Origin of the sequence: Brevibacillus sp. RS1.1 (assembly GCF_013284365.1) — a bacterium.
Taxonomy (GTDB): Bacteria; Bacillota; Bacilli; order Brevibacillales; family Brevibacillaceae; genus Brevibacillus; species Brevibacillus brevis_D.
Window position 1 is genome coordinate 113,711 of the sequence record NZ_JABSVA010000008.1, and the last position, 15,823, is coordinate 129,533.

The 15,823-nt window shown below is 47.8% G+C and carries 14 protein-coding genes and 1 riboswitch; of the genes, 9 read left to right on the top strand and 5 right to left on the bottom strand.

Features of this window, described 5'->3' with window-relative positions; all coding sequences use genetic code 11:
- The first annotated feature begins 84 nt into the window (after nucleotides 1–84).
- Both HP570_RS22645 and HP570_RS22650 read left to right on the top strand, forming a co-directional pair.
- Entirely contained in the window at nucleotides 85–651 is a 567-nt protein-coding gene (locus HP570_RS22645; RefSeq protein WP_375138863.1) for a sigma-70 family RNA polymerase sigma factor, read from the top strand.
- Nucleotides 648–2,051, top strand: a complete 1,404-nt coding sequence (locus tag HP570_RS22650; RefSeq protein WP_173627235.1) for a hypothetical protein — start codon at nucleotides 648–650, stop codon at nucleotides 2,049–2,051. Before HP570_RS22645 ends, HP570_RS22650 begins: the two co-directional genes overlap by 4 nt.
- 57 nt (nucleotides 2,052–2,108) lie before the next feature.
- On the opposite strand, the gene HP570_RS22655 is transcribed toward HP570_RS22650, so the two are convergent.
- The 4 genes from HP570_RS22655 to HP570_RS22670 all read right to left on the bottom strand — a co-directional run bounded on the left by HP570_RS22655 (nucleotide 2,109) and on the right by HP570_RS22670 (nucleotide 5,574).
- Complete coding sequence (locus tag HP570_RS22655) at nucleotides 2,109–3,515, bottom strand: ferrous iron transporter B (RefSeq protein ID WP_173627236.1); 1,407 nt, start codon at nucleotides 3,513–3,515, stop codon at nucleotides 2,109–2,111.
- On the bottom strand, nucleotides 3,493–4,224 hold the full coding sequence (locus HP570_RS22660) for a FeoB small GTPase domain-containing protein (RefSeq protein WP_173604222.1): 732 nt from the start codon (nucleotides 4,222–4,224) through the stop codon (nucleotides 3,493–3,495). The genes HP570_RS22655 and HP570_RS22660 overlap by 23 nt, the downstream gene beginning before the upstream one ends.
- Nucleotides 4,221–4,475 carry a FeoA family protein gene (locus HP570_RS22665; protein ID WP_173627237.1) on the bottom strand — a complete coding sequence of 85 codons (255 nt, stop codon included), beginning with the start codon at nucleotides 4,473–4,475 and terminating at the stop codon, nucleotides 4,221–4,223. Before HP570_RS22665 ends, HP570_RS22660 begins: the two co-directional genes overlap by 4 nt.
- 223 nt (nucleotides 4,476–4,698) lie before the next feature.
- Entirely contained in the window at nucleotides 4,699–5,574 is an 876-nt protein-coding gene (locus HP570_RS22670) for a dimethylarginine dimethylaminohydrolase family protein (RefSeq protein WP_173627238.1), read from the bottom strand.
- 190 nt (nucleotides 5,575–5,764) lie between these two features.
- Between HP570_RS22670 and HP570_RS22675 the strand changes: the two genes are divergently transcribed.
- The 5 genes from HP570_RS22675 to HP570_RS22695 all read left to right on the top strand — a co-directional run bounded on the left by HP570_RS22675 (nucleotide 5,765) and on the right by HP570_RS22695 (nucleotide 11,211).
- Nucleotides 5,765–6,508 (top strand): IclR family transcriptional regulator, encoded by a 744-nt coding sequence (locus tag HP570_RS22675; RefSeq protein ID WP_173627239.1) that lies wholly within the window; start codon nucleotides 5,765–5,767, stop codon nucleotides 6,506–6,508.
- A gap of 98 nt (nucleotides 6,509–6,606) precedes the next feature.
- Nucleotides 6,607–8,136: a hypothetical protein gene (locus HP570_RS22680; RefSeq protein ID WP_173627240.1), complete on the top strand. Its 1,530-nt coding sequence runs from the start codon at nucleotides 6,607–6,609 to the stop codon at nucleotides 8,134–8,136.
- A gap of 21 nt (nucleotides 8,137–8,157) precedes the next feature.
- The gene (locus tag HP570_RS22685; protein ID WP_173627241.1) at nucleotides 8,158–8,703 is read left to right on the top strand and encodes an RNA polymerase sigma factor; all 546 of its coding nucleotides are present in this window, start codon (nucleotides 8,158–8,160) and stop codon (nucleotides 8,701–8,703) included.
- A complete protein-coding gene (locus tag HP570_RS22690; protein WP_173627242.1) occupies nucleotides 8,687–10,402 on the top strand; it encodes a hypothetical protein in 1,716 nt (571 codons plus the stop codon). The genes HP570_RS22685 and HP570_RS22690 overlap by 17 nt, the downstream gene beginning before the upstream one ends.
- A gap of 89 nt (nucleotides 10,403–10,491) precedes the next feature.
- A complete protein-coding gene (locus HP570_RS22695) occupies nucleotides 10,492–11,211 on the top strand; it encodes a DUF421 domain-containing protein (protein ID WP_173627243.1) in 720 nt (239 codons plus the stop codon).
- A 46-nt stretch (nucleotides 11,212–11,257) separates the two neighbouring features.
- On the opposite strand, the gene HP570_RS22700 is transcribed toward HP570_RS22695, so the two are convergent.
- The gene (locus tag HP570_RS22700; protein WP_173627244.1) at nucleotides 11,258–12,511 is read right to left on the bottom strand and encodes an ATP-binding protein; all 1,254 of its coding nucleotides are present in this window, start codon (nucleotides 12,509–12,511) and stop codon (nucleotides 11,258–11,260) included.
- Between the two features lie 202 nt (nucleotides 12,512–12,713).
- A riboswitch (SAM riboswitch) is annotated at nucleotides 12,714–12,833 on the top strand.
- 382 nt (nucleotides 12,834–13,215) lie between these two features.
- Here HP570_RS22700 and HP570_RS22705 point away from each other — a divergent pair.
- Nucleotides 13,216–14,238, top strand: coding sequence for a sugar ABC transporter substrate-binding protein (locus HP570_RS22705; protein WP_173627245.1), 1,023 nt, complete (start codon nucleotides 13,216–13,218; stop codon nucleotides 14,236–14,238).
- A gap of 93 nt (nucleotides 14,239–14,331) precedes the next feature.
- Entirely contained in the window at nucleotides 14,332–15,822 is a 1,491-nt protein-coding gene (locus tag HP570_RS22710; protein ID WP_173627246.1) for a sugar ABC transporter ATP-binding protein, read from the top strand.
- Nucleotide 15,823: the final 1 nt, after the last annotated feature.

Consider the following 15,823-nt stretch of genomic DNA (forward strand, 5'->3'; position numbering starts at 1 on the left):
ACCACAGCGGTTTCTTTTTGCATTTTCTGTCACCTTTTTGCCGTGAGATGGATCATACCTAATAGCAAGCATTCAACGGATGAGGTGAACGGGTTGAACGAAGCAGAAACAATACCAGCGAGTCTGGAGGTTACACGGGAAGCCAGACTGAGATGGCTGATGCAGCAATACGGGGAGAAGATTTTTCATCTGGTGAGCCTCACGGTAAAAAATCATGCCTTGGCGGACGATATTACCCAAAATGTGTTTATCCAAGCATATCGACATCTCGATCAGTTCCGCGGGGACGGAGAGATCAAGCATTGGCTCTACAAGATCGCGATGAATGAAAGCAAAAAGCATTTTCGGTCGTGGTCGTTCCGCAACATTTTTCCGACGATGGATGATCATTTGGGCGACCTGATGGATCGGCAGGCAAACAATCAGGTAGAGGAAGAGATTTTAAACCGGGTGAAGCGGGAAGAGATCGTCACCTACATTCAATCCCTCGCACCGAAGTACAGGCAGGTTATTCTCCTGCACTATTATGAAGACCTGTCGATTGCGGAAGTAGCGGATATTCTCTCCGTTTCGCAAGAGGTCGTCCGTACGCGTTTGCATCGAGCTAGAAAGCAATTGAAGGAGACCATGTCGAAGGAGGTAAAAGGATGAGCGACGATCGCATGTGGAGGGAATGGAGTCAATTAGCAAAGCAATCCGTTCGTGAAAAATATCCGTTTCATTTGGAAAGATTCGAGCAGGAAGTACTCATAAAAATTCAGCGTGAGAAGCGTCGCCGTCGTTGGCAGGTAACCTCTTGGGCAGCCGGAGTGGTAGTTGCTGTTACCCTTTTCTTTCAGATTGCTCAGCCCTTCGATGTAAGCTTGTGGGGACTGACTGGTGCAGAGCGAGGTCAGGAAGTATTTGAATGGATCACGCCCGATGAAGGTTTTATGCATGCTTTGAAGAACGGCTATCCGATTCTGCCTGAGGTGAAAGTGGAGAAGGACGGTTTTGTTTATCAGATTAGGGATGCCATGGTCGATCACAGACGGATTACGTTTACGCTGTTAATCTCCGGTGAAAAAATGGAGGAGATTGCGCGAATTCCGGATGAATCGAAAAGAAGCGATATGCTCTATGGGAGACTTGGTGTAGATTTGGGGGAGCTGAGACAAATTGGCGGTGCAAGTAAGGATTTTCAATTGATCGATGGTGTGCATTATCTTATCATCAAATCGAATTACCGAATTGACGAGAAGAAAATGCGAGAGATCATGAATCAGACGAAGCCCGTCTTGCCTGTGCAAATTGTAGATATGCACAAGAATGATGCTGATGAAGTGGTAGCTGAACTGTTGCTTCCCCTGCCAAAGTCCGTCATTGTATCAGAAAAAGTAATTCAACCGGACGCAGAAGTAGATGGTGTGCTAGAAACAGACAGCCTGTTGACGAGTCTGAAAGTAAACCAGATCATAGCCTCTCCGACGGTGATGGAAGCGGAGCTAGAAGCTACTTTGCAGGATGGATTCGAGCTGTATCGCTTGGAGAATGTGAAGCTGGTAGATGGGAATGGAAAGGAATATCCGGCAATAGATGACCGAATTAATGAGAATCTGGAACGAGTTCGAGGTGGCGATGCTTCCCGGGTTCAAGGCAGCGACAAGTATACAATACAGTTTTTCCCATCTCTATTCTATGAAGAGGTACCGGAAAAACTTGAGCTTCGATTCGACGAGGTATCTGCGAATAAGTCCATTAGCGAAAACATCATGCTGGATCGGAATGCCAAATACCCGCAAAGCATTCCATTTGGCAAAAAGAATAAGCTGAACATCGAAAAGGTGTATTACGACAAAGGCAAGCTTTTCATCGTCATCCCGAATAAGAGACCGGAAGAGATTATCTTGCGCGTGGAAGGTCGGTACTACCAGGATTTTATTATCGCCGAGAACCTGGAGACCGTTTCACTTACTTTCGAGGTACCCAAACAGGATACGTATCAGCTGGAGATGAGCGGACTTGAGTTTGAGAGATTTCCCCTTAAAGGTGTAATACCTATTACGAAATAAGAAAGCCTTTGCACGAACCAGGAGGTCTGGTATTGTGCAAAGGCTTTTTACGGTTTTTTACACCCAACCGAGTGCTCTTGCCAACTGGGCAGTCAAGAACGTTACTCCGACCGCAATGGCTAGCGGAATGAGTGCAGAAAGCACCGTCCATTTTACACTTTTCGTTTCCTTGTAAATATTGAACAAGGTTGTGCCGCAAGGGTAATGAAGCAGAGAGAACAGCATCATATTGAGCGCTGTCAACCAAGTCCACCCGTGCTGCAAGAAGACATCCTTGATATTGTCGATCCCTTCCACATCAACCATGGCACCGGAGGACATGTACCCCATCAGAAGGATCGGCAGCACAATTTCATTCGCAGGCAAACCGAGAATGAAAGCCATGAGAATATAGCCATCGAGACCAATGATTTGTGCAAACGGATCAAAAAAGGCAGCCATATGGGCGAGGATGCTATCTCCACCGACAAAGATATTGCCCAATACCCAAGTGATGATACCGGCAGGGGCGGCCACAATGACGGCCCTTTTCAGCACGCTCCACGATTTATCCTTGCTTGAGATCAGAATCGTTTTCCAAATCTGCGGACGGCGATAAGGGGGCAGCTCCAACGTATAGTGTGTCGGTACTCCGCGCAAGGCTGTTTTGGATAATGTCCAGGAAACCATAAGAGTGATAGCGATTCCAAAAATAACCATACCCATTACAATGAGAGCAGTAGTCAGAGATTGCCATCCACTTGTCGCACTCGTCGCCATAAATAAAGAAGACAATAAAATCAGTGTGGGCCAGCGACCATTACACGGAACGAAATTGTTGGTCAGAATCGCCAGCATTCGCTCCCGAGGAGATTCGATAATCCGGGTGGACAGGATGGCTGCTGCGTTACAGCCGAACCCCATCGACATGGTCAATGCCTGTTTGCCGTGTCCGCCGGCATTTTTAAACAGACGATCCATGTTGAACGCGACACGCGGTAAATATCCGAAGTTCTCGAGCAGGGCAAAGGCTGGGAAAAAGATAGCCATCGGAGGCAGCATGACGCTGACAACCCATGAGGTACCGCGAAAGAATCCGAGAACCAGAATCCCGTGCAGCCATTCAGGTGCATGTGCAGCTTGAAAGCCAGCAGTTAAATAGCCCTCGACAACACCGAACATGTCGGCGAGCATTCCGGATGGAACGTTCGCACCTGCGATTGTGATCCAGAATACTGCACCTAATATCGCCAGCATGATGGGGTAGCCCCATATTTTGGACGTCACAATTTTATCGAGCTTGTATGCGCGAGACAGCTTTTGCTTGTTTTCGTAGGTCACAGCTTCCTTACAAATGCTCCGACTGGTGCGGTAAATGTCACTAACAATCGTGTCCCGAATCTCACTTCCTGCGACTGAGGCGCGGGCCACGGAAAGAAGCGCATCCAGTGGATCGGACGGATTAGTGGCAAACGGTTTGGCCATGGGTCAAGCGCTCCTCTCCGAAAGACTCTGCTGGCTTTTGCATTCGCTCCCGCAAGGTATTCAACAAACTCTCATCGCCATCTAACAACCGCAGAGCGATCCATCTTGTCGGAAAACGACTACCCAAGGTTTTCTCGATGAGCGGCTCCAACTGTGCCAGCTTGGATTCAATCTGATCACTGTAGGTTATCTGTACAGGAGTGGGCACGATGGTTCCGTTCGCTACCTTCTCCACCTGATCGAGCAAATTCTCGATCCCGATATGATTTCTGGCGGAAATGGCGATACAAGGAACGCCTAATCTTTGCGAGATTTTTTCCAGATCAATACGAATGCCAAGCTTTTTCGCCTCATCGATCAAATTGACGCATACGACGACGCGAGGGGTCATTTCCAATACCTGCAAGGCCAAATTGAGATTTCGTTCCAATGAAGTTGCATCCAGTACCACGATGGTGACATCGGGTTGCTCAAAAATAATGTAATCTCTCGCCACTTCTTCATCTGCCGAGTTGGAATACAAGGAATACGTACCTGGCAAATCGATGATCCGAAAAGTCGTATTTCCCCGAGAGAATTCTCCCTCCGCCATTACGACTGTTTTCCCTGCCCAGTTTCCCGTATGTTGGCGAAGTCCCGTCAATGTGTTGAATAATGTACTCTTCCCGGTATTCGGATTTCCTGCCAACGCAATGGTGTATGAACTCATATTTCGTCACTTCCTACGTACTCCCCGAATATGAGGGAGCTTTCTTCTTTGCGCAGGGCGATGATCGTGTTATTTACCCGAAAGGCAGTGGGATCGCCCAACGGACTTTTTTGCATGACTTCCACGATGTTGCCGGGGACGAAGCCGAGATCCAGCAATCGTCTGCGCAGTATACCCTGAACGTCAATACGATCCAGACAGATGTGGCTACCAATCAAGGCATCAGACAAAGGAATACTGATGGATGGCATGAGGTTCACTCTCCTTTTTCATTAAGGACAAACTGTTGGCTTAGGGCAAAAATGAAGGTAAAAAAAAGTACACGTAGTCGATATCTTATGATTTTAGTTTAAGGTAAGATTCTTTCCTAGGCAACAAAGTTTTTGCTTAAGGAAACTTTTTGGTCATAGAAAAACTGCACCGCCAATCGTTAAAGGTATCTAACAATGGAGGTGCAGTTCAGTTTGTTAACGGCTAGATTCGTTCCACCGGGCTTGTCAGGCAAGTAGGCCCACCTGTTCCCTTATAAGAAATCTCTTCGCCCTCATACTCGTACACAGTCGCACCTGCGTCGAGAAGGCGTTGCTTCGTAATCGGGTTGCCTGCCACGACCATGCACACACGCGGCGCAAGGGCGAGAACATTACTGCCGAGATTATCGTACTCAGGATCAGGCACCTCGATTAACTGAATGCCTCTGTCGATGAGCAGTTGACGGAAAAATACAGGCATCAGCTTGGAGTAGACGACTGCCAAATCATGATCGACCATGCTGATAATCGACATCAGATGCAAACATTCCGCCGGACCGCGATCATACGGAAGCTGTACCACGATGATTTCATCCGTGAAATCCTTGACCATTTCCGTAATTTGAGCGATAGCCGCTTCGTTCGTGCGGAAGCCATGGCCAATCGCGAGTGTTTTATCATCCAGCCAGACGAGATCGCCGCCATCTGACAAGGCATCGCCTGTGAGCTGTCCCAGGATCGGAATATTATTTTCTTCTAAAAAGGCTTTGTATACTTCTGCTTCTCCCTGTCGGAGCTCTTTACCAGATTTGAGGATGATTGCCCCTTTGGAAGTAAATTTTACCGGGTCGTGGGCGTAAATGGAATCCAGTCCGGTTTTATCGGATGGTGGCAAGTGCAGGACGTTTTCCACATGCTCGCGCAAAATCGATTCGAATTTGGCGTATTCATGCAGAGCGCGGTCCCAGTCAGGGCGGTCTGTATAGTTGAAGGTTTTCCACGATTGATCGAGATGTTCTTGACTGATAAATGCTTGATGGGGATGCTTGATGATGACGGTTTTCATCTTTTTGACCATGGATTGGCTGCCTTGGAACATAGTTGCCTCCCTTTTTCCACATTGCAGAATATTATTCATATTTCGAAATGTTCACCATTAGTTTACACATTCTGATTTCTGACTGTCAATCTGCGATTCCTCCCTATAGTTTTTTTGCGATTCACAAAATTAGAGCAAATGGTTTAACATAGTTTCATAGGTGAAGAAAGATAGAAAAGGGGGGATGACCGTGATTCAATCGTTTGATCGAGCGATGGCGATTGCAACGGCACTTTCGTCGGATGAACATAGAAAATGGTGGACGATCAATGATCTAGCGAAGGAATGCCAGCTCCCGGTCAGCACCATTTATCGGCTGTTGTACACGTTGATGAAGCATGGACTGGTAGAGCAGGATGCTGCGACCAAACAATATACGTTGGGGATTAAATGGATGGAGTTCGGCTTGCGCGTGCTCGATCGGATCGATTATCGGAAGGTGATCAAGCCGATGATCGAGGAGCTCGCCAGAGAAGTGAACGAAAGTGTTTATTTTAGTCAGCCTAGCGGACTCGAATCCATTGTCGTCGAACGCGTAGACAGTCAGCACAATATCCGCATCTACGACCAGTTGGGCTTGCGGATTCCGATGCATATCGGTGCGGCCAATAAAGTCGTGTTGGCCCACATGCCTGTGGAAGAAGCCAGACAAACGGTAGTCCAGCTCGTGGGTGAAGAGCAGGTGCCTGCTTTTATGGAGAAGCTCCAGGAGATCAGAGGTGTTGGTCATGCGGTCAGCTTTGCGGAGCGGACGGAAAACACGGCTTCTGTCGCAGCACCGGTGATTGATTACAACCAAAAGGTAATCGGGGCGTTAAGCATTGGAATTGTCACGTATGATTTGAAGGAGGAACGACTCCAGTATTTGATTGAACGGGTAAAGGATGTCGCTCTCAAAACCTCGCAACGGCTAGGCGGCCTGTCAAAGGCTTGACTGGCCTTTTTTTATTTTCATTTCCTTGTAACATTTCCCTTCTGCTTTCGACTATTGGGCTAAGAACATAAAAAGTGAAAGCCAGGAGGAAATTCAAAATGAAACCATATGCAACCAAAAAGCTGATGATCACAGTAGGAGCTGCTGCTTTGCTCTTCTCAAGTCCATTGTGGATTACACAACCACAAGTAACTGTACAAGCCGCGGCAGTTAAATCAACACAACCCCAATTGAGCAAAGCAGCTCAAAAAACCGTAGACAAGCTGAACAAACACTACCCGGAATTAAAAAATGCGGAAAAAACCATTTCGCGTAACAATCAGGAGCGAGATGTCTTCCAGATCCAATTCCGCATCTTCAGCAACAAGGAGCGGACGGAAGTATCCCTGTATGCGGATGCCAAAATCGATGCAAACAACGGTATGTTGCTATTCTTCTCTGCACACGACATTCCCAAAAAGAAACCGACTGCACGTCCTACGGAAGCGATGGGAAAAGAAAAAGCGCCAAGTATTCTGAAGAATTTCATCGGTGACGCTATCAAGCAATACCAAATAGACGAGGTAATAGTTGATGGTGAGGGTGCAGAGGCCGTGGCAAATGTGCGTTTCGTTCGGGTTGTGAATCAAATTCCGGTAAAAGACGATCTTTACGTAGTAGCGATCAATGGAGTAGGCGAGCTAGACTATATAAACGCAGGAAACACAACAGGATTGCAGATGGACACAAGTAAATTCCCCGCTCCGTCAGGGGTTAAGAATCAAGACGAAATCAGCAAACAATTAGAAGACATGCTCCACCTCAACTATGAGCAAAAAGCAAAAGACATAAGCGCTGGCTTCCGCCCAGTCTACAGCCTGAATTTTTCTGGATATCTGGATGCACGATCAGGAGCCGAGGTAGAGTCAGGATGGACCACGAAAAATAAGTACGGGAAACCAATTACGGTAACGCCTGGAAACCAGCGGGTCTTCGCCAAGACCAATGAGGAGATAGCTACCGCACTCTCCACTTTTATTCCATTGCCCGAAGGAATCGGGTTTCAAATGACCAAAGGTGCGCCAGTTCTTGCAGGGGAAAAGGAGTATGATGCCGTGGTTGGCAACAAAAAGTTCTCGGTAAGGACAATGAATGATCAGATTGCGTACTTCCATGTAATTGAAAACCCACCAAAGCAGAAAGTGATCACAGAGGCAGCTGCCAAGGAAAAAGCAGTGGCGTTTCTGCAACCATTTGTAGACGCAGAGGTAACGGAGCTGGTACCACAAATGGAGCTGGTGCCACAAATGATTAATAGAGAAGCAGGCAAGCAAACGTTTCTATTTTCTCCTGTACACCAAGGGATTATGGTTGAAGGACAGGGCTATTCAGTAAAAGTTGACATGCATACGGGAGACATTGTATCCGCCAGTTTACCAGTAACTATTGGTAAATTATCCTATGATGATGCCTCAAATGTCGTAGGGCCCGAGCAAGCCGTACAAGCATTGTTAAAAGCTAATCCGCTTACAATGAGCTACGTATTTCCTTCCCTTAACGGGCGATACCAGGCAACACCTGTCCTTGTTTATGAGCCAAAAGAAAGAAACGGAAAGGTTGACGCGGTTACCGGTCAATTTATCAGGTAGGGAGCAGGGAGAGGAAATCCAGTGCAGGACACAATCGATTACGAAGCGCGGATTAAAGCGATCTATCGTGAGCACTACCGTGATGTCTATCAATATCTCTACTACTTCACGGGGAAGCGCGAGCATGCGGAGGATTTGACGCAGGAAGTGTTTATCCGAGTCTTGAACGCTTTGGGTAGATATGAAGAGCGTTCCAGTGTGAAGACATGGATTTTGCATATTGCCAAGCATGTCGCCATCGATGATTACCGGAAGAGGCGGGTGCAAACGCTTTTTGGCATGGAATTGTTAAAAGGGCTGCCTTCTCTTCTGGGAAGGCCGGAAGCGGAGCTGGTTTCCAAGGAAGAACAGCTGGAAATTGAGCAGGCGATGCAAAAAATGAAGCCGCATCATCGGAATGTACTGATTTTGCGCGGCATCAAGGCCTACAGCATTCGGGAAACGGCAGAAATCCTCGGGACAAGCGAAGCCAAAGTCCGTGTAGATTTTCACCGAGCAACAAAAGAACTCAAAAAAGTTATGCATGTCGACTGGATAGGAGGGTTGGCCAATGAATACTCCAAATGACGAGCAATTCTTCGCGGCTCTTCCTCAGTCAAAGGATGCGGAGCCAAGGAGCGAATTCGTCGAAGCGCTGGAAGCAAAGCTGGTGCAACGGGCGCGCACCAAAACGAATCGCTCGAAAAGAATCGTCCTCAAGCTGGCGACATGGACGGTTTCCGCTGCAACGGTGGCAGCAGCAGTATGGATGATGGGTGTAACCCCGGAGATGTTCACGCAATCTCGGGTTGAATCACAAGCGCATTTGGTTCCCCGCTCCTTCTCCTCGACAGAAATAACAGAAAGCGAGCTAAGCCAAGCAGCAATCAGAACACTGGAAAAGCTGTACGAGAAATATCCTCCTTTTCGGGAATCGGAAAAGAGGGTCTACGTAGCGAAAGCTCCTCGAGAGGTGTACGACATAGATTTTCGCATGTTCAGCAACAAAGAACGAACAGAAGTGTCGCTATATGCCAGAGCGAAGCTGGACGCCAAAAGCGGGCTCTTGCTCGGATTCGATCTGGAGAAGATTCCAGGGCAAGAGAAAGTCGAAGGAACGCTTTCCAAGGAGAGAATAGAGCAACAGGCGAAGGCATTTATGGAACCGTTCCTGGGCAAAAATCTGGAACAGTATCGGATCGAACAAGTAGATGGGCAAGAGGGAACAGATACCGTTTCGCATGAAGCCGTCCGCTTGCAACGCTATGTGAATGACGTGCAGGTAGAAGGAGATAACTATGTGATTGGCATGAGCGATGTCGGGGATATTCGCTATATCAATTCAGGGGATTCAACCGGAATGAATCTGGACGCTGGGCAGTTTCCTCCAATAGCTGAGAGGCCTTCTCCGAAGAAAATAGAGAGCGGACTTGCAGAAGTCATGCAGCTGACGTATGAGAGAGTTGGGAAGAAGGACGTGGACTACGTTCTTCGCTACAGGGAGAGCTTCTCCGGGTATCTCGACGCTCGTACTGGCAAGGAAGTGAAAACGACCTTGTGGCGTGGAGAGTCGTTTCGCGACAGCATTGCCGTCAAGCCCGGAGGCAAGAAGACAATGGTTGCATCGGCAAAAGAGGCTGCGGCTGCCATGGAGTTCTTCGGTCAGAAGGTGGAGGGCTTCACATTTATGGGGAGTAATGTGCCTGAATATATGCTGGGAGACAACGAACGGGAATACCAGGCCAAAAAAGGAGAGCGATCCATGCGGCTGACTACTGTCAACAATCGGGCAGCAGCGTTCAAGATATCTTATCCTGAGCTGCGAGAAGGTGATCCGACACGTACCGTCGCAGAATTGCAGGAGAGAGCGATCTTGTTTTTGGAGCCGTATTTGGATTCACGGGTGAAGACGGTGCGGATGCAGGAGCAAGTGTATGTGATGGGCAGACAGGTTGAATTGAACTTTGTCCGAGAAATAAACGGCGTAATGGTACCGGATCAGTATTATAAGGTCATGATCGACGGGCAGACAGGAGAAATTATCGGGGTGAATTTGACATTCCCTCATGAGCAGGAGAGCTTCGCAGATGTGGCCAAGGTGATTTCACCGGGAGAGGCAGCGCAGGTTTATCTCCAACATCATCCGCTCAGTCCTCGCTATGTCTTCCCTCTTGATAACAATTACAATAAGATTCAAGAGCAACCAGTCTTAGTCTATTCGGCAGAAATACTGAAAAGCAATGGGGATGTGGATGCCATTTCGGGAGAATGGCTGCCACTCCAATAATGAGAGACACCAGGGGGAGACTCCTGGTGCTTTGTTTTGCATAATGCCTTCCCAGAAATTGCATAGTAAAGCGTGAGGGAGGGACAAACGTGGAAGGATTCGGAGAAACCATGATCGTCATCGGGCGCGTATGTACGATTATTCCTTTATTACTGATCATCACCTTATTCATGGGCAAGCGCTCGATTGGGGAGCTACCTGTTTTTGACTTTATTATCATTATTACTTTGGGGTCAGTGGCAGGAGCTGACATTGCAGAGCCAGATGTCCGGCATATTTCAATTGCAGTAGCGATTGTGACATTGGGGATCTTGCAACGGATCGTATCGCAGTTGTCTATTGTCTTTCGCTGGTTTGGCAGAATGGTTACATTTGAACCGACCGTCATTTTCCACAACGGGGTTTTTCACATCAAAAACTTGAAAAAAATCCGCTACTCGCTCGATAATGTCCTCCATATGCTTCGAGAAAAAGATATTTTTGACCTGACAAAGATTGATTTGGCTATTATCGAGGCAAACGGTCGGTTGACTGTGCTCAAAAAAGTAGAACAGCAGGTCGTAACGAAACAAGATTTGGGCATCCATACTTCTTCAGCGGGAATGTCGCTGCCGTTCATTGTGGAAGGCAAGATATATCCAGATGTATTGTCATACCGGAAACGCGATGAGCAATGGCTTGCGCACGAATTAAAGAAAAAGGGGATCGCGTCCGAACAAGTCTTTCTCGCGACGATCAATCGCCAAAATGAATTGCAGTTTTCCTTGAAAAACAAAAAAGAACCACAAGTACCCCCGTTGCATCATTAGCGATCGAATGGAAAAAGGCACAGTCCCTCTGCAAAATTGCATGAAGTCACTGTGCCTTATACGGGAGCATAATGGTGAACTTGGTTCCTACTCGTGGTTTACTTGATACATTGACCGTTCCGCCAATCGCATGAATGACATGATAGGAATACGTCAATCCCAGACCGGTCCCAGTTGTTTTCGTAGAAAAGTAAATCGTTCCGAGACGGCTAATCTGTCCAGCATCCATGCCGACGCCGTTATCCTTGATGACCAACAGGGCTTTGTTTCGCTCGATGAGCAAGTCCAGGGAGACTTTTCCGTCCGAAATATCCGAGCACGCCTCGATAGCATTTTTGATGAAATTCACCAACACTTGCTTGAACTCGTCTGGATTGGCCTTGATCGTCACAGGTCTCTCAAAATCTTGCAACGTAAGCTCCACGTTATGCATATTGGCAAAGGGGAGCATCACCTCGCGGATGGCATGCAAATGCTCGCTAAGATTAATGATCTCATGTCGTTCCTTGAGCGGCTTGGAAATCGCAAGGTACTCGGTTAAAATGGCTTCTGTGCGTTGGACTTCATCAAGACTGATGCGAATGTATTGATCGACTTTTACCAAATTTTCCGGACATTCCTGTATTAATTTCAAAAAGCCTTTGACTGCTGTCAGCGGATTGCGAACCTCGTGGGCAAGCGATGCAGCAACATGGCTCATCGTCTGGATTTTTTCGTTTTGCGCGTGGCGGATAAACAGCTCCTTATCCGAAACGCATTTGCTGAAAAGCGACATTAATAACCAGAGGCCGAAAAAGTTTTGAATAGGAATCGCTATGGTGTAGTAAACGAGGTGTTGAGTTACATACGTGGGAAAAAAGTAATAAGTAGTCCCTAAAGCAACCGTAGAAAAAATCGCACTCGTCATAAAAAGATACAGTGTTTTCCGATAACTGGCTTTGTAGTGTCGATACAAAAAGAGTGACAAGACAAAATTGACTGTAAGGATCAGCAAGGCAACCCATGTTCCTTCGCCACCAAGGTAGTACCGATAAACCAAGGCTTCAATCAGAAGGAGCAGGGCAATCTCGACTCCGCCATAAACTAGTCCGAAAAATATGATGACATGTCGGATATCAAAAAACATGCCATTCGTCACACTCGGGGCGAAGGTCATCGCGAGAAACATGCAGGCTGAGCTGGTGATGGCAATAAAGGAACGGCTGTAGTTCCTCATTTTGTCACGGTAATAAATGTTGAAAAACACAAACGGGATAATGGCGAAAAACCATTGAAGAATAACTTCTTTTAATAGACTCATGTAGCATCCCCATCGCAAATATTTGCTAGGCTTGTATCAATCTACGATAATTCGACAAGACACAACAAAATCCCTCTTGATGTTACAGAAGAAACTGGAATATTTATCAAGAAAATTCTTTCGGTAAACCTAGTTGACAGATAGGTAATTGCCAGATTATATTCTGTATATACTTATACAAACGTTTTGAAAATAGAAACTACTCTTATCAAGAGAAGGCTGAGGGAATGGCCCTATGAAGCCCGGCAACCTAGCACGAGAGAATGCGTTCTTTCGAGCCAAGGTGCTAACTCCAACAGGTAGAATACCTGACAGATAAGAGGCGAGAATCTTGTCGATTTTTGTCCTCTTTCTCTGTGAAAGAGGATTTTTTGCGTAGCTGTCGTGGGGAAGAAGCGCATTTCCAGTCTACGCTTCGGCCTCCGCCCCGCTGTGAGTGAAGACTGTCCGCTTCGGAAGAAATGGCGGGAGCGCTTCAAACGCAGAAGGTTCAGGAAGGATTTCATAAATGAAGCTGAAATTCCCCGCCATTTCTTCCGAAGCTGAGATGGGCTCCAGAGGCGCTTGGACTGGAAATGCGCTTCTTCTACGAAGTTTTATTCCTTTTTGAAAGTGAAATCAAAAGAAGCTTCAATCGATTGAGGGGAAACAAAAAAATTTCATCTTGTTATCTGTTTTAAAAAGAAAAAAGGGGGAGCATCTCAATGAAAAAGAAACTCGGTCTGATCACATCACTTGTTTTGGCAGCTTCTGTTCTCGTGACGGCATGCGGCAGCGGGGCAACAACGGGAACCGGCAGTACAAACGGCGGTGCTTCGGGAGAGAAGGCAAAGAGAATCGCACTGATCATGCGCCAAAATGTAGGGACGTTCTCCGCTCAATATATCAATGGCGTGAAGAAAGAGGTGGAGAAAAACGGGGGCGAGTTGACCGTATTCAACGCAGATACCGATCTGGCAAAAATGGCGTCCAACCTCGATGCGGCTGTGAACCAAAGGTTTGATGGTATTCTGATCGATCATGGTACGGCAGAAGCGTTGCAGCAGGGCACGCAAAAGGCCGTGGATAAAAAAATCCCGGTTGTCCTGTTTGATACAGACATCAACATTCCGGGTGTGCCAGTTGTGGCGCAGGATGACAACAAGTTGGCAGAGCTGAGCCTGGAAAAGCTGGCGGCTGATACAAACGGCAAAGGCAACATCGTAAAAGTTTGGGTAGCTGGTTTTGCGCCCATGGAAAAACGCCAAGTGACGTACGAAGCTTTCCAGAATAAATACCCGGACTTGAAAGAAATTGCGGCATTCGGTTCTGCAACCAACAATACGGCTCTCGATACACAAACGCAGATGGAAGCGATCTTGAAAAAGTATCCGAATAAAGGCGACATCACAGCAGTATGGGCGGCTTGGGATGAATTTGCCAAAGGGGCGACACGTGCCATCCAACAAGCAGGACGTACGGAAATCAAAGTATACTCCATCGATTTGAGCGATGAGGATTTGCAAATGATTCAGGCAGAAAACTCTCCGTGGGCAGCGACGGCAGCGGTAGACCCATCCAATATCGGACGCATCCATGCCCAAACCGTGTTCCAAAAAATCAAAGGCGAGCAAGTGCCAGACAACGTGAAGCTGAACCCAGTGCTGGTGAAACAAGAAGACCTGCCGAAGGATAAAAAAGTAACGATGGGCGACCTGTCCCAATACGTACAAGAGTGGGGCAAGTAAGAACCAAATTGGCTTTTCCCGTTGAGCTGTATCCGTCAACGGGATTTTTCCTTATAGAGGTGGGAACACGCAGGTTAACAGGAGGTGTGAAACATGTCCACATTGCAGATGAAAGGGATGGCGAAGCAGTTTTCTGGGGTTCCTGCCCTGCGATCCGTCGATTTTGAGGTGCGCGCAGGAGAGGTTCACGCACTGCTCGGAGCGAATGGTGCGGGAAAGAGTACCCTCATGAAAATTCTCACGGGAGCGTATCAGGCAGATGGTGGCACGATCACCATCGATGGACAGGCCGTGTCGATTCAATCTCCGCAGGACGCCAAAGCACAGGGCATTCAATGTGTATATCAGGAAGTGGACACCGCCTTGATCCCGTATTTGAGTGTCGCCGAAAACATATTGGCGGACCAACTCGTCCAGGCGAAAACCAAGGGACTGATCAACTGGCAGAGCTTGTACAACGAAACGGAGCAGATTTTAAAAAACTTCGGCTTTTCCATTCCGGTGAGGATGCTCGTCGAAGAATGTACGCTGTCGGAAAAGCAATTGATTTTGATTGCACGGGCGACCGTTCAAAAGGCGAAATACGTCATTTTCGATGAACCGACAGCGCCGTTGAGCACGAAGGAGAGCGAACGGCTGTTTCAAATCATTGCGCAGTTGAAAAAAGCTGGAGTCGGGATCATTTATATCTCCCATCGCCTGCCGGAAATCTTTGAAATCTGTGATCGGATCACCATCATGCGCGATGGACAGCATGTTGTGACCACAGAGACGGCGAAGACCAATATGGACGAAGTGATTGCTAACATGCTGGGCAAAAGCTTCGACGAGGAGTTCCCGAAGCTTGCGGTGCCGATTGGCGAAACGATTTTTGAGGCGTCTGGTGTGGCTGGCGGCAAGGTACACGGTGTCGACTTGCGGGTTCGAGAGGGAGAAATCGTGGGCGTCGTCGGTCTAGTCGGGGCAGGGAAGACTGAGCTCGCCCGACTGCTCTTCGGTGCGGATGAGGCAAAGGCTGGAGCTGTTCGCTTGCATGGAACACGTATCCAGCTGCGCTCGCCAAAAGACGCCGTCGATGCCGGAATCGTACTCGTCCCGGAGGAAAGGCGCAAAGAAGGGATTTTCGTAGAGGAGTCCGTGCAGAACAACCTGTCTGTCGCCTCGTTGAAAAAGAAGTCCTGGCTCGGTTTTATCAAAAGAGGGGCGGAAGCGGCTAACGCAAAAGAGCTGGTGCAGCGCCTTGGGGTAAAAACAGCCGACATCAAGCAGCTGGTCGGTTTTCTCAGCGGCGGAAACCAGCAAAAAGTCGCGATCGGCAAATGGCTGGATACAAACGCTCACCTCTTTATGTTTGACGAGCCGACAAAAGGAGTGGATATCGGAGCGAAAAGCGATATTTACCGCCTGATTGGAAATCTTGCCGAGCAGAAAAAGGGCGTCCTGTATTTCTCCTGTGAGTTTCAGGAAGTCATCGGGATCGCAGACCGGATTCTCGTCATGTTCGAGGGCAAGATCGTGAAGGAATTGAGTCGCGAGGAAGCAACACAAGAGCTGATTATGTACTACGCAAGCGGAGGTGAGTAAC